The 17083-nt window shown below is 38.2% G+C and carries 16 protein-coding genes; 9 read left to right on the top strand and 7 right to left on the bottom strand.

Going from position 1 to position 17083, the window contains the following annotated elements:
* Window positions 1-51 precede the first annotated feature (51 nt).
* The 3 genes from AC4NPH_RS10495 (at window position 52) to AC4NPH_RS10485 (ending at window position 4092) form a co-directional block, all read left to right on the top strand.
* A complete protein-coding gene (locus AC4NPH_RS10495) occupies window positions 52-537 on the top strand; it encodes a GNAT family N-acetyltransferase (RefSeq protein ID WP_029324863.1) in 486 nt (161 codons plus the stop codon).
* 187 nt (window positions 538-724) lie between these two features.
* Window positions 725-3142, top strand: coding sequence for a YhgE/Pip domain-containing protein (locus AC4NPH_RS10490; protein ID WP_013055607.1), 2418 nt, complete (start codon window positions 725-727; stop codon window positions 3140-3142).
* A 98-nt stretch (window positions 3143-3240) separates the two neighbouring features.
* Complete coding sequence (locus AC4NPH_RS10485) at window positions 3241-4092, top strand: class I SAM-dependent methyltransferase (protein ID WP_063670624.1); 852 nt, start codon at window positions 3241-3243, stop codon at window positions 4090-4092.
* A 57-nt stretch (window positions 4093-4149) separates the two neighbouring features.
* Here the strand turns inward: AC4NPH_RS10485 and rpoN are convergent, their stop codons facing one another.
* Both rpoN and AC4NPH_RS10475 read right to left on the bottom strand, forming a co-directional pair.
* A complete protein-coding gene (gene rpoN / locus AC4NPH_RS10480) occupies window positions 4150-5487 on the bottom strand; it encodes an RNA polymerase factor sigma-54 (protein ID WP_231101672.1) in 1338 nt (445 codons plus the stop codon).
* Window positions 5488-5699: 212 nt separating this feature from the next.
* The gene (locus AC4NPH_RS10475; protein ID WP_034668472.1) at window positions 5700-6047 is read right to left on the bottom strand and encodes a winged helix-turn-helix transcriptional regulator; all 348 of its coding nucleotides are present in this window, start codon (window positions 6045-6047) and stop codon (window positions 5700-5702) included.
* A 163-nt stretch (window positions 6048-6210) separates the two neighbouring features.
* On the opposite strand from AC4NPH_RS10475, the gene AC4NPH_RS10470 reads away from it, so the two are divergent.
* Window positions 6211-6540 carry an alcohol dehydrogenase catalytic domain-containing protein gene (locus AC4NPH_RS10470; RefSeq protein WP_063670625.1) on the top strand — a complete coding sequence of 110 codons (330 nt, stop codon included), beginning with the start codon at window positions 6211-6213 and terminating at the stop codon, window positions 6538-6540.
* Window positions 6541-6636: 96 nt separating this feature from the next.
* On the opposite strand, the gene AC4NPH_RS10465 is transcribed toward AC4NPH_RS10470, so the two are convergent.
* Window positions 6637-8421, bottom strand: coding sequence for an ABC transporter ATP-binding protein (locus AC4NPH_RS10465; RefSeq protein ID WP_013055613.1), 1785 nt, complete (start codon window positions 8419-8421; stop codon window positions 6637-6639).
* A 16-nt stretch (window positions 8422-8437) separates the two neighbouring features.
* Window positions 8438-10180 carry an ABC transporter ATP-binding protein gene (locus AC4NPH_RS10460; protein ID WP_098315094.1) on the bottom strand — a complete coding sequence of 581 codons (1743 nt, stop codon included), beginning with the start codon at window positions 10178-10180 and terminating at the stop codon, window positions 8438-8440.
* A gap of 126 nt (window positions 10181-10306) precedes the next feature.
* Here AC4NPH_RS10460 and AC4NPH_RS10455 point away from each other — a divergent pair, with 126 nt between their 5' ends.
* A complete protein-coding gene (locus AC4NPH_RS10455) occupies window positions 10307-10792 on the top strand; it encodes a DUF6985 domain-containing protein (RefSeq protein ID WP_013055615.1) in 486 nt (161 codons plus the stop codon).
* Window positions 10793-10832: 40 nt separating this feature from the next.
* On the opposite strand, the gene AC4NPH_RS10450 is transcribed toward AC4NPH_RS10455, so the two are convergent.
* A complete protein-coding gene (locus AC4NPH_RS10450; protein WP_075421314.1) occupies window positions 10833-12383 on the bottom strand; it encodes a solute symporter family protein in 1551 nt (516 codons plus the stop codon).
* A 16-nt stretch (window positions 12384-12399) separates the two neighbouring features.
* Entirely contained in the window at window positions 12400-12735 is a 336-nt protein-coding gene (locus AC4NPH_RS10445) for a DUF485 domain-containing protein (RefSeq protein WP_034275644.1), read from the bottom strand.
* A gap of 498 nt (window positions 12736-13233) precedes the next feature.
* Here AC4NPH_RS10445 and AC4NPH_RS10440 point away from each other — a divergent pair, with 498 nt between their 5' ends.
* The 4 genes from AC4NPH_RS10440 to AC4NPH_RS10425 all read left to right on the top strand — a co-directional run bounded on the left by AC4NPH_RS10440 (window position 13234) and on the right by AC4NPH_RS10425 (window position 16256).
* Complete coding sequence (locus tag AC4NPH_RS10440) at window positions 13234-13542, top strand: hypothetical protein (RefSeq protein WP_013055618.1); 309 nt, start codon at window positions 13234-13236, stop codon at window positions 13540-13542.
* A 216-nt stretch (window positions 13543-13758) separates the two neighbouring features.
* Window positions 13759-14514, top strand: a complete 756-nt coding sequence (locus tag AC4NPH_RS10435; protein WP_013081930.1) for an IclR family transcriptional regulator — start codon at window positions 13759-13761, stop codon at window positions 14512-14514.
* Between the two features lie 31 nt (window positions 14515-14545).
* On the top strand, window positions 14546-15373 hold the full coding sequence (locus tag AC4NPH_RS10430) for an aldo/keto reductase (RefSeq protein WP_098315095.1): 828 nt from the start codon (window positions 14546-14548) through the stop codon (window positions 15371-15373).
* A 121-nt stretch (window positions 15374-15494) separates the two neighbouring features.
* Window positions 15495-16256: an SDR family oxidoreductase gene (locus AC4NPH_RS10425; RefSeq protein WP_013055621.1), complete on the top strand. Its 762-nt coding sequence runs from the start codon at window positions 15495-15497 to the stop codon at window positions 16254-16256.
* 93 nt (window positions 16257-16349) lie between these two features.
* Here the strand turns inward: AC4NPH_RS10425 and AC4NPH_RS10420 are convergent, their stop codons facing one another.
* Window positions 16350-16805: a MarR family winged helix-turn-helix transcriptional regulator gene (locus AC4NPH_RS10420; RefSeq protein ID WP_013055623.1), complete on the bottom strand. Its 456-nt coding sequence runs from the start codon at window positions 16803-16805 to the stop codon at window positions 16350-16352.
* Window positions 16806-17083 lie beyond the last annotated feature (278 nt).

The raw sequence follows: 17083 nt of genomic DNA, 5'->3' as shown, positions 1-17083 counted from the left end.
TCAGGTGAAATTATGTACGATTTTAGCAGCAAATTGTAAGGAGGGATGTGAGTGGAGGTAATCATTCGCAAAATGAGAAAAGAAGATATTACGTCTGTTCAATACGTCGCAAAGATGAGCTGGTATGATACATATGAAGGAATTATTCCTAGAAGCGTTCAGAATCGGTTTCTTTCAGAAGCATACTCCAATAAAAGGCTGCTGTGGCGCCTGCGCAATTCGTTCATTTATGTAGCAACTATTGATGAGAAAATCGTAGGGTACGCTAACTTTTTCCGACTACAAAACAGAGGGGAAATAGAACTAGGATCTATCTATATACTGCCTGCTTATCAAGGAAAAGGAATCGGTTCGCAATTGTTAGAAAAAGGAATGAAGCGCTCGAAGGAATTAAAAATCGTTTACATTAACGTAGAAAGGGAAAACGGAATAGGCCGTGCTTTTTATCAATCAAAAGGTTTCCAGCTCGTGGGTGAATTTGATGATGAATTTGAAGGGCATTTGTTAAAAACGATGCGGATGAAGTTAATGATTTAAGCCTATAGCATGAACGTTATCTTAAAAAAGCTGATTTTAAACTTTCTGCTAAAATCAGCTTTTAATTACAGAATAACGATTGACCTTATTCTTGTGAATATGGTAACATTAATCAGAACTTAATGACCGAAAATGTTTTTCGGTCAAACAGTCAGGCGGAAGTAAGGATTATTGGAGGCTAAAAAACATGAATATGATTAAAGGAGAATGGAAAAAAATCTTTTCCAAACCAATGACTATTGTTGTGATTTGCGGATTGTTATTTGTTCCATTACTTTATAATGTCATCTTTTTATCTGCTTACTGGGATCCGTATGGAAAAACAGATCAAATTCCAGTTGCAGTGGTAAATGAAGATAAAGGTGCTACGTTAGATGGAAAGAAATTGAATGTCGGTCGTGATTTTGTTGATGATTTAAAGAAAAACGATAAATTTGACTGGAAATTTACGAACAAAGAAAAAGCGTTAGAAGGCTTAAAAAATGAGGACTACTATTTAGTTTTAGAAATTCCAAAGAATTTCTCCAAAAATGCAACAACATTAATGGATAAAGATCCTAAAAAAATGAAATTTATCTATCATACAAATGCCGGAAAGAACTATTCAGGCGCTCAAATTAGCTCAAATGCAGTGGCTAAAATCAATGATCAGATTAAAGAAGCGGTCACAAAGCAGTATGCTGAAACGGTATTTGACAGCTTTAAGCAAGTAGCGGACGGTCTTCAAAAAGCAAGTGACGGTGCAGGAGAGCTCGAAAACGGCTCAAAAACGCTGCGAGATAACATGAAGAAATTAGCAGACAGCACGGTTACATTCGAAGACGGTACAGCTAAATTAGCAAACGGGTTAACGGATGCACGAAAAGGAGCAACAGATTTAAATGCTGGTGCAGCTAAGCTACTAAACGGTGCGGACACAATTAATGAAAACTTAGGCAGCCTAAACAGCGGTTTAGGAAAGTTAGAAAGTGGGAGCGGACAGCTTTATGCGGCTTCTAAAGAACTTGAAACAGGTGCAGGAAAGCTTAGCACTGGATTAGGAAAGCTACAAGACGGAACTGAAAAACTGCAAGGTGGGACCAAAAAACTCCAGGATGCTACAAAGCAACTTAATGAAGGAACAAAAACACTTCAAGGGAAACTACCGCAGTTCACGAGCGGCTTAAACCAAGTGGACGCTGAAGTGAGCAGCGTTACGCAGCAAATTAATCAAGCGGAACAGGAAATTACGCAGATTAAACAGCAGGTCGATTCAAAAAAAGCAGAGTTTGAACAGCAGCAGCAAGCCCTCATTGACAGCATTAACAGCAACGAGTCCATTCCTGATGAGCAAAAACAAACGCTGATTGCAGGAATTAAAAAACTCACGTCGCAGCAGTTTATGGATGAACAGCAGCAAAAAGCAGAGCAGCTAAAAGCAAAAGTAGATAAAGTGCAAGAGTTATCTGCGGCGCTGCAAAAGCTGTCTAAAGGCGGAGAAGATATTCAAAGCGCTATTAATAAAATTGCTGATGGACAAAGTCAGCTGTATAATGGCCAAACTCAGTTATACAACGCACAAACTCAGTTATATAATGGTCAAACTCAATTATACAACGGTGCTGTTAAACTAGCAGACGGAGAAAAGCAGTTCAACAGCAAATTTGCAGAGCTAAACAGCGGTATTGCTGACGCTCATACAGGAGCTGGAAAGCTTGCTGACGGGCAGCAGCAAATTGTGGATGGGCTTAAGAAGTCTGAACAAGGAAGCGCAGCGCTAGCAAATGGTTTAACACAGCTAGAAAACGGGGCAACCAAGTTAGCAAATGGTTCTAAAGAGTTAACAAATGGTTCGTCCAAACTATATGATGGTTCATCTAAATTATCAGATGGAACGAGCGAGCTTCATTCATCTTTAGCAGATGGTGCAAAAGATGCAAAAGATGTTAAAGCGGATGATAAAACATATAGTATGTTTTCAAATCCAACGGATTTAAAATCAGATAAACAAAACAATGTAGATAAGTACGGTGTCGGATTAGCTCCATACATCTTATGTATTGGCTTGTTTGCGGGAACATTAATGTTTTCAGCGGTATATCCAATGAAAGAGCCATCAATTCGACCGACATCAGGCATTTCGTGGTTCTTAAGTAAGTTTAGTGTCATCACTATTGTAGGTATGCTGCAGGCAGCGATTGCTGTTACAGCTCTTCTATGGGGCTTGCATTTAAACGTAACAAGCATTTGGCACTTCTATATCTTTACCATGATTACAGGTGTGACGTTCTTTACACTTATCTTGTTCTTAACAACAGGGTTAGGAAAAGTAGGGCAGTATTTAGCCTTCATTATTCTGCTGCTTCAAATTGGCGGCAGTGCAGGTACATTCCCTAAAGCACTTGTGCCGGAATTCTTCCAGGCAATTAATCCGTACTTGCCTATGACCTATGCAATTCGCGGTTTCCGTGAAATCATTTCAATTGGTGATGATTTCGGCTATGTATGGCATCAGGCTGGCGTACTTGGAATCTTTGCAGCAATCTTCATCACTCTTTCATTGATAATGTTTTATATCAATGCCAGAAAAGAGAAGCATCACACAGAAGAAGAGGCAGCAGCATAATTTAACTAATACAAAAAGAGAGTTCCAGTTTAAAAAGGAACTCTCTTTTTCTTTATGATAGTATAGGTTTACGTATATAAAGAGGGGAACGTGAATGCATGCAGCTTACAAAATTTTCGGTATATGAAAGTGATCGTGTAAAAAAGTGGCAGGAAGGGCTGAAGGAATGGGACGGTTCAATATCGGAGCGGATGATAAACGACCGAGCTGAAGATGAATTTTGGCAGCAGTATTTAGAGAAAATGTCTTTTAATTCAGTAAATGACCCTGTAGTAAAACAGCTTCAACAAGAACTTCTTGCTTTTTTGAATCCAAATGACTCTGTTATGGAAATTGGCCCTGGCTGGGGGAATTATACGTTTTCGATTGCTGATTATGTAAAAGAACTTACGTGTATGGATTGTTCGCCAAGCATTATTCGCTACTTACAAACGCAATCAGATGCCCGCTCTAATCTAAAGTTTATAGAAGGTAAATGGGAGTATGAGCGTCTAACAGATAACTATGATGCCGTAGTAGGAATAAACTGTTTTTACCGTATGCATAATATTGTCGATGGTCTCTTAAATATGAATGATTCGGCTAATCGTTTGGCGGTTATCGGCATGTCAACGGGTCCAGAAAAGCCTCATTACGTAGAGTTACATAGAAAACTTGGGTACGAGATTAAATGGCGCCGTAAGGAATATATTGACTTACTAAATATTTTATATGAACTGGGTATTTACGCAGATTGTAAGCTGGTTCCTATAACCAAAACGGTAACCTATGAGACGTACGAAGATCTCATCAGGAAGAACTCGACAAAGGTGCTTTCTAAAGATATTGACAAGTTAGAAACTGAGAAGATTATTTTACAGCATGTAAAGAAAATAAATGGCAGATATGAATATACGTATCAATATCATATGGCTTTTATTTATTGGAAACCGATAAAAAGAACCTGTTGAGTAAAATCAACGGGTTCTTTTTAGTAGTGATAAAGCTGTAATTTAGAATAAGCAATATTAAAATCGTCGCCGCTTAGAAGAACTTTCAATTCCTGCTTCTTCACGGTATTTAGCTACTGTTCTTCTTGAAATTTGAATTCCTTCGCTGGAAAGAAGAGACATGAGCTTTTGATCTGAAAGAGGTTTTAATTTATTTTCTTCGGCAATTAATGTTTTAATTTTTTCTTTTATAAAGGCAGTAGAATTGCTTTGTTCGCCATCAGTTCGCTCTAAAGAATTGGTGAAAAAGTATTTTAACTCAAACAGCCCGCGTGGCGTTTGAATATACTTTCCGTTAGTCGCACGGCTTACCGTTGATTCGTGACAGTCTACTTTTTGAGCAATATCTTTTAAGGTAAGCGGCTTTAGCCCCGAAATACCCATTTCAAAAAAATCTTGCTGATGTTCCACAATGGCTTTGGACACGTTGTAAATCGTCGCATTACGCTGCTCAATACTATTGATTAGCCAAGTAGCTTCATGAATTTTTTCCTGTACGTATCGATCGGTTGTTACGCATGCAGAGCGATGAACCAGCTTTTGATAGGTACCGTTAATTTCGATGGGCGGAAGCAGCTCGCTATGAAGAATAACATGATAGCGGCCGTCAACTTTTTGTACCGTTACATCAGGCGAGATGTACTTCGTAAGCGGGACGTGGAAATCTCCTGCTGGACGAGGATTTAATGTCCGCAAGCAGTCAACAATTTCTTGTACTTCACGCATCGAAATAGAGTATTTTTTTGAAATGTTCCGATATTTTTTGTTAGCAATATCTTCAATATCGTGTTTTACCACGTCGTATAAAAGAGGAGGCTTTGACGTTTTGGCCTTAATTTGAATAAGCAGTGAATCGACAAAATTTTGAGCGCCCACGCCAATCGGATCAAAGCTTTGTAAAACGTGAATCATATCGTTGACTTCGTTAATTGAAACATTCAACAGTTCGGCTGCCAGTTTTGGCTCAATTGCTAAAAAGCCGTTTTTATTTAAGTTTCCAATTAGAAATTGAACGATGTGTTTTTGATGTGAGTGTAAATGATTTAGCATAGACAGCTGCTCTAATAAATGACTCTCTAATGTCACAGTTTGATCAGATATATAATTAAACGGATTATACTCGTCGTCGGTATAACCTTTTGAATATGAACGCTGTTCTCGAGTATCAAATGAATCTTTTTGCTGAGAGTCGCCAGCAGACAGTTTAATTACAGGATTTTCATTGACTTGCTGATGAAGATAATGAACTAAATCGGCCGTAGAATAATTTAAAATGTTGATAGACTGACGTAATTCAGGTGTCATGGCCAATTTTAATAGTTGTTTTTGGGATAAATCTAAACCTAATTGCATCATTGAATCACCTATCATTCTTGAGTTTTATTTCGACAATTCTGGCTGCATCGTTCGACATCATCATAGCTGAAAATGCGAAAGAATTCTATAGTGTTGTCAGATGTTCTTACACAGGGACGAATCGCAAGAAAGAGTAGGAGAATAGATAAAACAAAAACGAATAGCTCCTGGCAATAGCTATTCGCTTGTTTTAACAGAGCCGCTAGGAGAACTTAGCTGCAATTTGGGGTGTTTCCCATTCTTCTATCTCCCCATGCGCACATCATATTTAAAATTTCTCGTAAGGTTTCGCCCTCTTCACTGAGTGAGTACTCTACTTTAGGAGGAACTTCATTGTATACTTTTCTATTAACCACACCGTCTTTTTCTAATTCTTTTAGCTGTTGGGACAGCATTTTTTTGGTAATAGCAGGCATAGCTCGCTGAAGTTCACTAAAACGTTTTTCGCCTTCTTTTAATAGGCATAAAATAACGACTTTCCATTTCCCGCCGATTACTTCAAGTGTTGCTTCAACAGGTACATTATAGTGGGGTGCTTTCACCGTTAATCCTCCATTCATAAACAGATATGAAATATGGATATAATAATTTAATATCCATAGACCTAGGTTACCGGGAAGGTACCTGGTTACATGAAAGTGCCGTCTTTTGTAAACAACATGTATTTATTATACTGAAAAAGAACTTTTAATTGAAGGAAGAAATGTAAAAGGGGAGATCTTGATGAAAGCTTTACTGCTAGAAGGCAAAGGGAAAGTAAGTGAGATGAAAGTCGGAAATATCCAAAAGCCGCATCCAGCTAAAGGTGAAATTTTAGTTAAAATTAAAGCTACTGCCCTGAACCCTGTAGATTATAAAACAGGAAACGGTGGCAATCCTAGTTGGACATATCCTCACGTATTAGGACTTGATTCAGCTGGCGTTGTCGAGGAAGTGGGAGAAGAAGTCACAACTGTCAAAGTCGGAGACCGCGTTGTAGCGGGGTCTCATCTGTTCCGCTGTTCCCGCAGGAGTCTTCGCCTTGCTCTCCAATCAACAGCTAGAAGCAACTAACTGGATGAACCCTACGTTTACCAACACAATGAAAAGGTCCGAACAATTACTCGTTCGGACCTTCCTTAAACTAACATACTTTTTATTTTACCTCTTTTAAATCGTAAACTGCTGCGTATAGAGCTTGTGATAAAACCCTTGTTTTTCTAGCAGCTCGCGATGATTTCCTTCTTCAATAATTTGTCCGTCTTTTAAGACAAGGATTTGATTTGCATTTTCAATCGTTTTAAGGCGGTGGGCAATCACAAAGCTTGTTTTTCCTTTTAATAGATTACTCATTCCTCTTTGAATATCAATTTCTGTTTTTGTATCAATGTTGGAAGTAGCTTCGTCTAAAATTAAAATATCACAGTCAGAAAGCATGGCTCGAGCAATCGATAAAAGCTGCTTTTGACCTTCACTTAAATTTCCTCCGCCAGCTGAAATCACGGTATTGTATTGCTGCGGCAGATGCTTGATAAACGAATGAGCATTGGCCATCTTTGCGGCGCTTTTAACTTCTTCGTCGCTGGCATCTAACCGGCCAAATCGAATATTATCCGCAATCGTACCGGAAAATAAATAGGTATCTTGAAGAACAATGCCGATTCGGTTTCGTAAATCATGGATGTTATAGTCACTGATGGAACGTCCGTCAATTTTAATGTCTCCGTTTGAGATGTCATAAAATCGTGTGAGCAAGTTAATGATTGTTGTTTTACCAGAACCTGTCGGACCGACCAAAGCAACCATTTCACCTTTTTTTGCTGTCAGTGTAACATCTTTTAAAATCATTTTTTCATCGTTATAGCCAAATGATACGTTCTCAAAAGCAACGTCTCCTGCAAATTTTGTAACAGAAAGAGCGTTTGGTTTGTTTGTGACGTCCGGCTGCTCATCCATAATCGCAAACACGCGCTCTGCGCCGGCAATAGCCGAAAGAATGGTGTTTACTAAGTTTGCCATTTGACTGATTGGGCGAGAGAACTGACGTGAGTAGTTAACAAATGAAGCGATCATCCCAACTGTAACGCTACCTTGAACAGCCATAAATGCTCCCGCTCCAATCACTAGTGCTAAGCCTAAGTTGTTAATAAAGTTTGTGACAGGACCTAAAAAGCCTGAAAATGTTTCCGCTTTTGTTGCTGAACTTCTCAGCTGTTCATTTCGTTCATTAAAAACAGTTAAAAAGTCTTTTTCCTTACTAAAAAGCGTAACAACTTCTCCTCCAGAGATTGCTTCTTCTACAAAGCCGTTTAGCTCACCTAAATCTTTTTGGCGTTTGACAAAATTTTCACTGCTTCGTTTTAATATTTGTCGAACGATTATAACCATCAATGGAATAACAATCAGCGTGATAATGGCAAGAATCCAGTTGAGCGAGAACATCGCAATGGTAATGCCCACTAAAGACAAAATAGAGGACAGAGCCTGAATAACGCTTTGACTCAGAGCGTTGTTTAGATTATCAATATCATTTGTGACTCTGCTCATTAACTCTCCGTGAGCTCGTTTGTCAAAAAAGCGAAGGGAGAGAGTCTGAAGCTTTGCAAATAAATCTTGGCGGAGCATTCCAATAGTCGTAAACGAAACGTTCACCATTAAATAGGTTTGCAGCCATGTTAATAAAGATGTCGTGATATAAATTCCTGCAAGAATAAGGGACATTCGTATCGTCCCGCTGATATCTTTAGGAATAATATGCTCATCAATAATAACCCCAATTAAATAAGGGCCTAATAAATTAAGCAGGGAAGTCACAATAACTAAGATTATCGCAGCCGCAAGCGGAGGTTTTCGTTTCCCCATATATGACCAGATTCTGTACAGTGTTTTTTTCGCATTCTTTGGCTTAACTACAGGGCCTTTCATCATTCCTCTAGGGCCGCGAATAGAGCTCATTTGATTTTTACCTTGATTATTCACTAGGCAACACCTCTTTTCCGCCTTGTGCAAGATAAATGTCGTAATAAAGAGAGCGATAACGAAGCAATTCTTCATGAGTCCCTTGTTCAGCAATTTTGCCTTCATCCATGACGATAATATGATCAGCGTGGAGAAGAGACGAAATTTTAGAAGCAATGATGATAACGGTCGCATCAGCAAACTCTTCTTTTAAATGTTTTAGTACCTGTGCTTCTGAGACAGCGTCTAATGCCGAAGTTGCATCATCGATGACCAGGATAGCGGGCTTTCTAACAAATGCACGCGCGATTGAAAGACGCTGCTTTTGCCCTCCTGATAAATTGGTCGCCCCTCGCGTTAAAGGATACTCATATCTTTCTGGGAGTTTTTCAATAAACTCCGTTGCGCATGCAAAATCCGCAGCATCTTCAATTTCTGAGGAAGAAGCATGATCTTTTCCCATTCGAATATTCATATCAATCGTACCGGTAAACAGCGTAGCTTTTTGAGGAATAAACCCAATGGATGAGCGAAGCTCTTTTACGTCATAGTCCGTAAGATTTTTTCCATCTACAAAAATTTCGCCGCCATCGGGATCATATAAGCGGGAAATAAGTTTTGCAAGCGTCGACTTTCCGCTTCCAGTAGAGCCAATAATGCCAATGGTTTCCCCGTGTCTAGCAGTAAACGAAATATCTTTTAATACGTTTTCGCCATTTTTACTATAGCTGTATGTAACGTTTTGAAACGATAGATCACCTTTAAGTCTGTTGATTTGAGCAGCAGAGTTTGCTGGAGGGATGTCTATTTTTGTTTTTAAAACAGAATCGATTCGTTCAGCTGAAGGGAATGCGCGTGTAATTTGCATCAGCACCATGCTGCTTGACATAAGTCCGTTTAAAATAATCGTTAAGTAATTAATAAAAGCTAAAATCACACCTGCTTCAATTTTTCCTGCTTCGACTTGAAGTCCTCCCAGCCATAGAGTAGCTACCATTCCGATATTTACTACAAATAAAATAACGGGCATTAAAAGCGAAATAAGCTGAACAGCACTCATATTAGCTCGCGTCAAGGAACTGTTTGCTTCTTTAAACTGATTGATTTCATACGATTCTCTTACATACGCCTTTACTACACGCATCCCTGATAAATTTTCTTGGACTTTTGTATTTACACGATCAACGCTTTGCTGAACTTTTTTAAAAAGTTTTCCAGCTTTCGTGATCACAAACCAAATGCATAAAAATAAAATAGGGACGACCACGACGATAACAGGAAACAAAGAACGAGCGGTTAATAACACGATCACAATACTTCCTGCAAAAAGTAAAGGACCTCTAACTAATACTTTTAGCGTCATATTCAATGCGTTTTGAACACTCGTTACATCATTTGTCATGACGGTAATTAAGTGACCAGTCCCTAGTTTGTCTCTGTTGCTGTTTGAGAGGTTTTCAATTTTTTCAAAAAGCGATTTCCGAATATCGGTAGAAAAATTTACTGCCGCTTTTGTGCTAAGGATGGCGCAGACGATACCGGCAGCTAAGCCAATGACTGCTAACATGAGCATAAGGATACTTCGAGTGATAACATATGTTTGATCGTTGTTTGCAATGCCATAATCAATGATATGCTGCATAATAGTAGGCTGAAGAAGGTCAGCTAACACTTCAATTACCATCAATAGCGGGGCAAACAGCGCGAGCCATTTGTAAGGTTTTAAGTAAGGGTACAAAGATTTAATTGTATTCACACATTGTGGCACTCCTTTCTGTAAAAAATATGGTAACATAGAATAAGTTTAGAAGTTTGTTTCAAGCAACATTTATTATACGCCAATGCAAGCAGAAATCCACTTTTTGAGAGGGTCAGGTATGCAATGAATCAAACATTACGAGTACATCATCCGCTTTTTGGATCTTTGTTATATGACTCGGCCTGGGTTGGAGAAAAACAGGTCACTTTCTTTGGACAAAAACAACAGGTGTTGCTGACAATTGATGGAGATAAAGAGAAGCCATTTCAAAAACGACAAGAAGAGGCCTTTCAAGCATTTTGGCTTCAAGGTGAATTGTTGTTAAAGAGGACGGAAAAAGCTCTTTTTGATTATTATCAACAGGTGCGAGATGAATACAGAACTCAAGTTGAAAAAGACGTGGTAGACTTATTAGTTCCGAATGTAAAAAAGCGAAAAGACATCGGGTTTTTAGTTGAGTGTATTCAAATCTTTGTTCCTGAAGCACCTCATGATACAAGAGAACTTGGTTTGTTTTTTGAATGTACGTGGGAAGAAGAGCATATGTTAGCTGTAAAGTTTAGAAATGAACAAATTTCCGCTATTGGTTTACAAGAAGATTTATTCTAGTAAAAAGCCTTGAAGCAAAGTGCTTCAAGGCTTTTTGGCATTAATGTTTGACAGGCTCTTCGATTCCCAAACCTGTATTTGCTTTTACTAAAATCTCATCAAATTTCTTTTCGTCTGCTTTTTTAGACGAAAGAAGTGTTCCTATAAAAGCAGCTAAGAAGCCTAGAGGAATAGAGATAATACCAGGGTTTGTTAGCGTAATGAGCGGTTCACCTACAAAGATAGCAGCTCCCGGCTCAGGTGCCCACACGTTTGGACTAATGGCAACTAAAAACAGGGAGCTGAATAGTCCAACCAGCATACCAGTGACTGCTCCTGCTGTATTAAAACGTTTCCAAAAAATAGTGAGAAGAATAATTGGCAAGTTAGCGCTCGCTGCTACCGCAAACGCAAGTGCCACTAAAAATGCCACGTTCATGTTTTGAGCAAATAATGCAAGAATAATAGATAAAATGGATACCCCAATAGAAGCCCATCGTGCAGCCACTACCTGTTCTTTTTCAGTAGCAGCTCCTTTACGGAGAATATGACTATAGAAGTCGTGCGCGAATGCTGAAGCTGCTGAGAGCACCAGCCCAGCTACAACAGCTAAAATCGTAGCAAAAGCTACAGCTGAGACAAACGCAAAGAGAAAGTCTCCGCCAAGAACTTGAGCGAGCAGGGGAGCTGCCATGTTTCCTGCTGCATTTGCTTTGATAATATCATCGTACCCTACAAATGCAGCAGCACCGAACCCTAAAAAGATTGTCATAATGTAAAAAACGCCAATGATCCACGTTGCATAAATAACAGACTTTCGTGCGGTGATGGCATCTTTTACTGTAAAGAAACGAATAAGGATATGAGGAAGGCCTGCTGTACCAAGAACAAGAGCTAAATTCAACGAAATCATGTCCAGCGGATTTTTGAATTTATTTCCAGGATTTAAAAAGCCGTCACCAAGAGGAGTTGCGGTTTTCATCTCAGAAAACATTTTAGCTAAGCTAAAATCAAATTTTGAAAATACAATAATGGAAATAATGAACGTACCAATCATCAGAAGCAAGGCTTTGACAATCTGCACCCAGCTGGTCGCCGTCATCCCTCCAAATACAACGTAAACCGTCATCAAGACGCCGACAATCAAGACAGAATACACGTAATCTAGACCAAGTAATAAATGAATTAATGCTCCTGCTCCAACAAGCTGTGCAATCATATAAAAAATGGAAATGGTGATCGTGTTTAACGCAGCAACTCCCCGCACTTTCTTTTCGTTAAAACGAGCTGCTATCATATCTGCCATCGTGTACTTTCCTAAGTTGCGAAGTGGTTCAGCTACAATGTATAACACGACGAGATAGGCAACTAAAAAGCCGATGCTGTAAAAAAAACCGTCAAATCCAGAAAGCGCTACCATTCCAGCTATGCCTAAAAATGACGCAGCAGACATATAATCTCCGGCAATCGCCATGCCGTTTTGCCAGCCGGTTAAACTTCCATCTGCTGTATAAAAGTCACTGGTCGTTTTTGTCCGCTTGGATGCCGCATACGTAATGATTAGCGTAAGACCTACAATGGCTAAAAAAAGTGAAAAAGCTAGTACGTTCATTCATTTAACCCCCTATTCAATTTGCAGCTTCTTTTTTTATCGTGTCAACAAGTTCATCAAATTTCGAGGCTCTTTTTGTGTATAGAATGCATAGGGTCCAGGTCATCACAAACTGTGCAAAAGCAAATACCCACGCCCAGGTCATAGAAGCAAAGGCTGGTTTGTTTAAGACGGTTGTGTAAGCCGTTAAGATAGGCAAGGTAAAATAAAAAGCAAGAAAAAACAGAGAGAGCGGTAAAATAAAATTGCGTTTTTGTTTCAAAAGCTTTTGAAATGAAGCAGACTGTACAATTTCTGTGTAATCAGGAGAGGAAGAAGCATTGTTTACCTTCTTTAAAGAATTTTCATTCATCGCCAAGCGGAATTCCCCCTTTGATAATAAATAGATGAAGCGAAAAGCTTCATATCACTTGAATTATATTATTTTCGGAATAAAAAGTAAATTCTGTCTTTTTGCGAGAATGGTAACTGTTTAAGTTTTTTAATATACTAAAGGTTCACAATAAATGCATACTGCCATAATAAAAAAAGAACAACATTCAATACAAAGGAAAAATCATTCGCAAAAGAAATGTTGAAATTCATCCTTAGTTTCTTTTATATATAAGGCTTTTCTTTATTATTTAAACGTTATTTGGTTGTTTGATCTTTTGAAAAAGAAGAGAAGATGATGATAAAATCATAAGCACACAATAATGCTTAGAGAGGAAACAGGTTGAGAAAATAAGCTATTATTTAGAGATGGTTATAAATAGACAAGATATTATGAAAGATTTCTATATGAATGATAATTTTTCTTTATAGTAAACAAATAATGTGACTACTTATATAAAAGAGAAAAGGTGAAAGAATGGCATTTGGAATTAAACGCCCGGAACTAAACGCATGGAAAGCAGCTGTTAAGCGAGGAGAGATCGCATTTTTAACTCATTATTGGCTTGATGAGCGTTTTCCACATGCAACTACCGTAACAAAAGTAGGTTGCAGTGACTTAAATAAGCTGATTAAGTGGGGAAAAAAGTATGGTATTCCCGCTAAGTATATTGATAATCGATCCGGCTATCCTCATTTCGATTTACTAGGCGAGCGTCAGAAAGAAATTATGAAAAAGGAAAATCAGCTGGAGCAGCTGAAGCGATTTGAAGAAGTTAACGAGTGAAAAGCAAAACTAATTTCAAAAACTGTAAAAAAATTCTATTGTTAAGGCTTTTTTTATGTTTAAATAGAAAAAACAGTGGAATAGATTAAGAAGAACAATTACGTCATATATTCTCTCTTATAGGGAAAAAACCTTAGGCGAGTTTCCTTATTTGATACGATAAAGAGCTTTGCTTTATAATAAAATTGTTGTTCGGATAAAAGGAGGAAGAAGGGCATGTCCGAGGTTGGAACTTTAAAAAAAGGATTAGATATCTTCTCTTTGCTTTTAAACCGTCCGAATATGACTATTCCAGAAATGATGGAAGCGCTCGGTTTTAATAAGAGTACGATGTATCGTCTTGTGAGCACGCTTGAACAAAACGGATTTATTGTAAGAAACCCGTCTAACCGCTATACGGTTTCACCACAACTGGTGCTGGCACTCGTGCAAAATACGATGCATACGAACTATGAAATGAATTGGCTCTCTGTTCCTGCTATGCAGAAGCTGAGTGAAGAGACCAAAGAGACCATTTATGCGGGAATTCTCCATCATAAACAAATGGTTACAACTCAGGTGGTCAACGGGCAATATAGCACTCGTACGCATTCCGAAGTAGGAAATAAAAAGCCGCTTCATGCAAATGCTATTGGAAAGTGTATTCTTGCTTATCAAGAGGACAGCGTACAAAAATCTATTCTTCATGAACTTTCGCTTGAAGCTTATACAGATCGAACGATCACCGAGCTGGACGAGCTTGAAGCTGATTTGGCTTTAAGTAAGGAAAGAGGATATGCTGTCGATGATGAAGAACGGGAGCCGGGCGTTCGCTGTATTGCAGCCCCTATTTTCAGAAAAGGAAAAATAATGGCGGCTATTGCTTTATCAGGTCCATCCTTTCGTATTTCACAAGAGAAAGACGAAGAACATGCTGCACTTGTTAAACAGTGCGCAGAACAAATTTCACAAGCAATTACTCTTTACGAGTAATTCAATAGTAAAAAAGGGGATGAACAGCAACATGGAAAACTTACAGTCAACGACGACCTTAGCAAACGGCGTTAAAATGCCTTGGTTAGGTTTAGGTGTTTATAAAGTAGAAGATGGTCAAGAAGTTGTAGATTCAGTTAAATATGCAATCAAAGCTGGATATAAAAGCATTGATACGGCTAAAATTTATGAAAATGAAGAAGGCGTGGGACAAGCGATCAAAGAATCAGGTGTTTCTCGCGAAGAACTGTTTGTTACATCAAAAGTGTGGAATGCAGATCAAGGATATGACACAACTATTCAAGCGTTTGAAACAAGCTTAAGCAAGCTGGGTCTTGAATATTTAGATTTATACTTAATTCACTGGCCAGTTGAAGGTAAGTATAAAGATACGTGGAAAGCACTTGAAAAGCTTTATAAAGACGGGAAAATTCGTGCAATCGGCGTATCGAATTTCCAAGTACATCATTTAGAAGACTTGATTGCAGATGCAGAAGTCAAGCCGATGGTAAACCAAATCGAATTTCATCCACTTTTAACACAAACAGAAGTGCGTGAATACTGCAAAAAACAAGGAATCCAAGTGGAAGCATGGTCACCGCTTGCACAAGGTGAGCTGCTTGATAACGAAGTGTTAACTCAAATTGCTGAAAAGCACGGAAAATCAACTGCTCAAGTTATCTTACGTTGGGACTTACAAAACGAAGTAGTAACTATTCCTAAGTCAACAAAAGAACATCGTATTATCCAAAATGCAGACGTATTTGATTTTGAATTAAATGCAGAAGAAGTTGAAAAAATTAACGCATTAAATCAAAATCATCGCGTAGGTCCAGATCCGGATAACTTTGACTTTTAATTTTAAAGCAAGACTAAAACGTCTTGTAAGATAAATAATAAACAAAGCGCTATTGTCATTCATGCAGTAGCGCTTTGTTTATTAAAAAGTAAATGTGACGGTTGAACGAGGAGGAAAAGTAATGAAAATGTCAGGAAACACTCTTTTAATTACGGGCGGAGCATCCGGAATTGGGTTGGCGCTTGCAGAACGTTTTTTAAATGAAGGAAATGAAGTCATTATTTGTGGAAGAAGGGAATCAAAGCTGCAAGAAGCAAAAGAAAGATTCCCTTCATTACATACAAAAGTGTGCGACGTATCAATGGAAGAAAGCAGAGTAGAGCTAGTAAAATGGGTGACTGAAAGGTTCCCAAAATTAAATGTTATTGTGAATAATGCCGGCATTCAGCAGCGCGTAAATCTTTTACATATGCACGAAGAGTGGCAGTATTACGAAAAAGAACTAATGAGTAATGTAAGTGCTCCTATTCATTTAACGTCGTTATTGATTCCTCATTTCGTTCAGCAAGAACGTGCTGCGGTTATTAACGTAACGTCCGGGCTGTCTTTAACACCTGGAGCATGGGTGCCAATCTACAGCGCAACAAAAGCAGCGTTAAGGTCGTTTACGATTAGTTTAAGACATCAATTAGAAGAAACAAATACCGAAGTGATAGAAATTCTTCCTCCAGCCGTGAACACGGATTTAGGAGGACCGGGACTTCATACATTTGGAGCACCGCTTGATGACTTTGCTGATTCGATATTTGAAGAATTGAAAAAAGGTAAAATCGAAATTGGCTATGGAGATAGCGCTAAGAGGCTTCAAGCTTCCAAAGAAGAAATTGAGAAAGCTACAGCACAGGCTTGGAATGGATTTTTGAAAAATAATCCTGAATTTTAAAGGCAGCAAATAAAAAGCTTCCTAAACTCGTCAAGAGTAGAGGGTCATAAAAAGCGTGTGTCCATAAAATAAATGAACACACGCTTTTTGGCATTAACGATCCACAGTTTGTCTAATTCGTTTTTCCATTTTTTCAAGCATGCGGAGGTACTCATCCTGTTCTTCAGGAGTTAGAGCAAAAAGCATGTCTTGCCAAAATAAATTTCGCTGCTCAATTACATAGTTCACTAATGTTTCGCCAGCCTCTGTTAAGGATATCCATACAATCCGGCGGTCTTTTTGGTCACGTACGCGCTTAATGAGTGCATCATCTTCTAATTGATTTAATAAAATGGTAGTAGCCCCGGAGGTTAGCTTTAGATTTGAAGAAATTTCGGCTACCATACGTTTAGAGCTGGCTCCAATGAATTTTAGAATTAAAAATTTCGTAATGGTCAAATTATAGGGCTGCTCACTGATTTTATCTTCCAAGAGCTTTCGCTTGAGTTCAAATAATGAGGTTTTAACTTGGTCAAGTTTTTCTAGTTTATCTATTAACTGCTGATCCATTATAATCACCTTTTCTTTATTATTATAGGTGTTAAACAATTGCTGCTAGTTACCTATTGTGGTTTATGTATATAGGGAGTTTGTTCCAAAAAAAGGAGCTGTTTTTGTGTATAATCCTATGCTTATATATCTAACTTTAAAGTAAAGTAAAGTACTTGTAAAGAAACCAAAACTTTTAAGTTGTATTTCAGTTAAAGATGTAGTAAAGTATTCAGTCGGGAAAACTTTATGAAACATAAATGTTTAGTTTTAAAAATAAATTAAAATCAAAGTTATTT

This window comes from Priestia sp. MDV22-iso46 (assembly GCF_058629175.1).
This window is presented reverse-complemented; position numbering and strand designations above follow the sequence as displayed.

What these genes read in the sequence shown, in the direction of transcription:
- AC4NPH_RS10490 (WP_013055607.1), top strand. Translation starts at nt 725, where the DNA reads ATGAATATGATTAAAGGAGAATGGAAAAAAATCTTTTCCAAACCAATG.
- AC4NPH_RS10485 (WP_063670624.1), top strand. Translation starts at nt 3,241, where the DNA reads ATGCAGCTTACAAAATTTTCGGTATATGAAAGTGATCGTGTAAAAAAG.
- rpoN (WP_231101672.1), bottom strand. Translation starts at nt 5,487, where the DNA reads ATGATGCAATTAGGTTTAGATTTATCCCAAAAACAACTATTAAAATTG.
- AC4NPH_RS10475 (WP_034668472.1), bottom strand. Translation starts at nt 6,047, where the DNA reads ATGAATGGAGGATTAACGGTGAAAGCACCCCACTATAATGTACCTGTT.
- AC4NPH_RS10470 (WP_063670625.1), top strand. Translation starts at nt 6,211, where the DNA reads ATGAAAGCTTTACTGCTAGAAGGCAAAGGGAAAGTAAGTGAGATGAAA.
- AC4NPH_RS10465 (WP_013055613.1), bottom strand. Translation starts at nt 8,421, where the DNA reads ATGAGCTCTATTCGCGGCCCTAGAGGAATGATGAAAGGCCCTGTAGTT.
- AC4NPH_RS10455 (WP_013055615.1), top strand. Translation starts at nt 10,307, where the DNA reads ATGAATCAAACATTACGAGTACATCATCCGCTTTTTGGATCTTTGTTA.
- AC4NPH_RS10450 (WP_075421314.1), bottom strand. Translation starts at nt 12,383, where the DNA reads ATGAACGTACTAGCTTTTTCACTTTTTTTAGCCATTGTAGGTCTTACG.
- AC4NPH_RS10445 (WP_034275644.1), bottom strand. Translation starts at nt 12,735, where the DNA reads ATGAATGAAAATTCTTTAAAGAAGGTAAACAATGCTTCTTCCTCTCCT.
- AC4NPH_RS10440 (WP_013055618.1), top strand. Translation starts at nt 13,234, where the DNA reads ATGGCATTTGGAATTAAACGCCCGGAACTAAACGCATGGAAAGCAGCT.
- AC4NPH_RS10435 (WP_013081930.1), top strand. Translation starts at nt 13,759, where the DNA reads ATGTCCGAGGTTGGAACTTTAAAAAAAGGATTAGATATCTTCTCTTTG.
- AC4NPH_RS10430 (WP_098315095.1), top strand. Translation starts at nt 14,546, where the DNA reads ATGGAAAACTTACAGTCAACGACGACCTTAGCAAACGGCGTTAAAATG.
- AC4NPH_RS10425 (WP_013055621.1), top strand. Translation starts at nt 15,495, where the DNA reads ATGAAAATGTCAGGAAACACTCTTTTAATTACGGGCGGAGCATCCGGA.
- AC4NPH_RS10420 (WP_013055623.1), bottom strand. Translation starts at nt 16,805, where the DNA reads ATGGATCAGCAGTTAATAGATAAACTAGAAAAACTTGACCAAGTTAAA.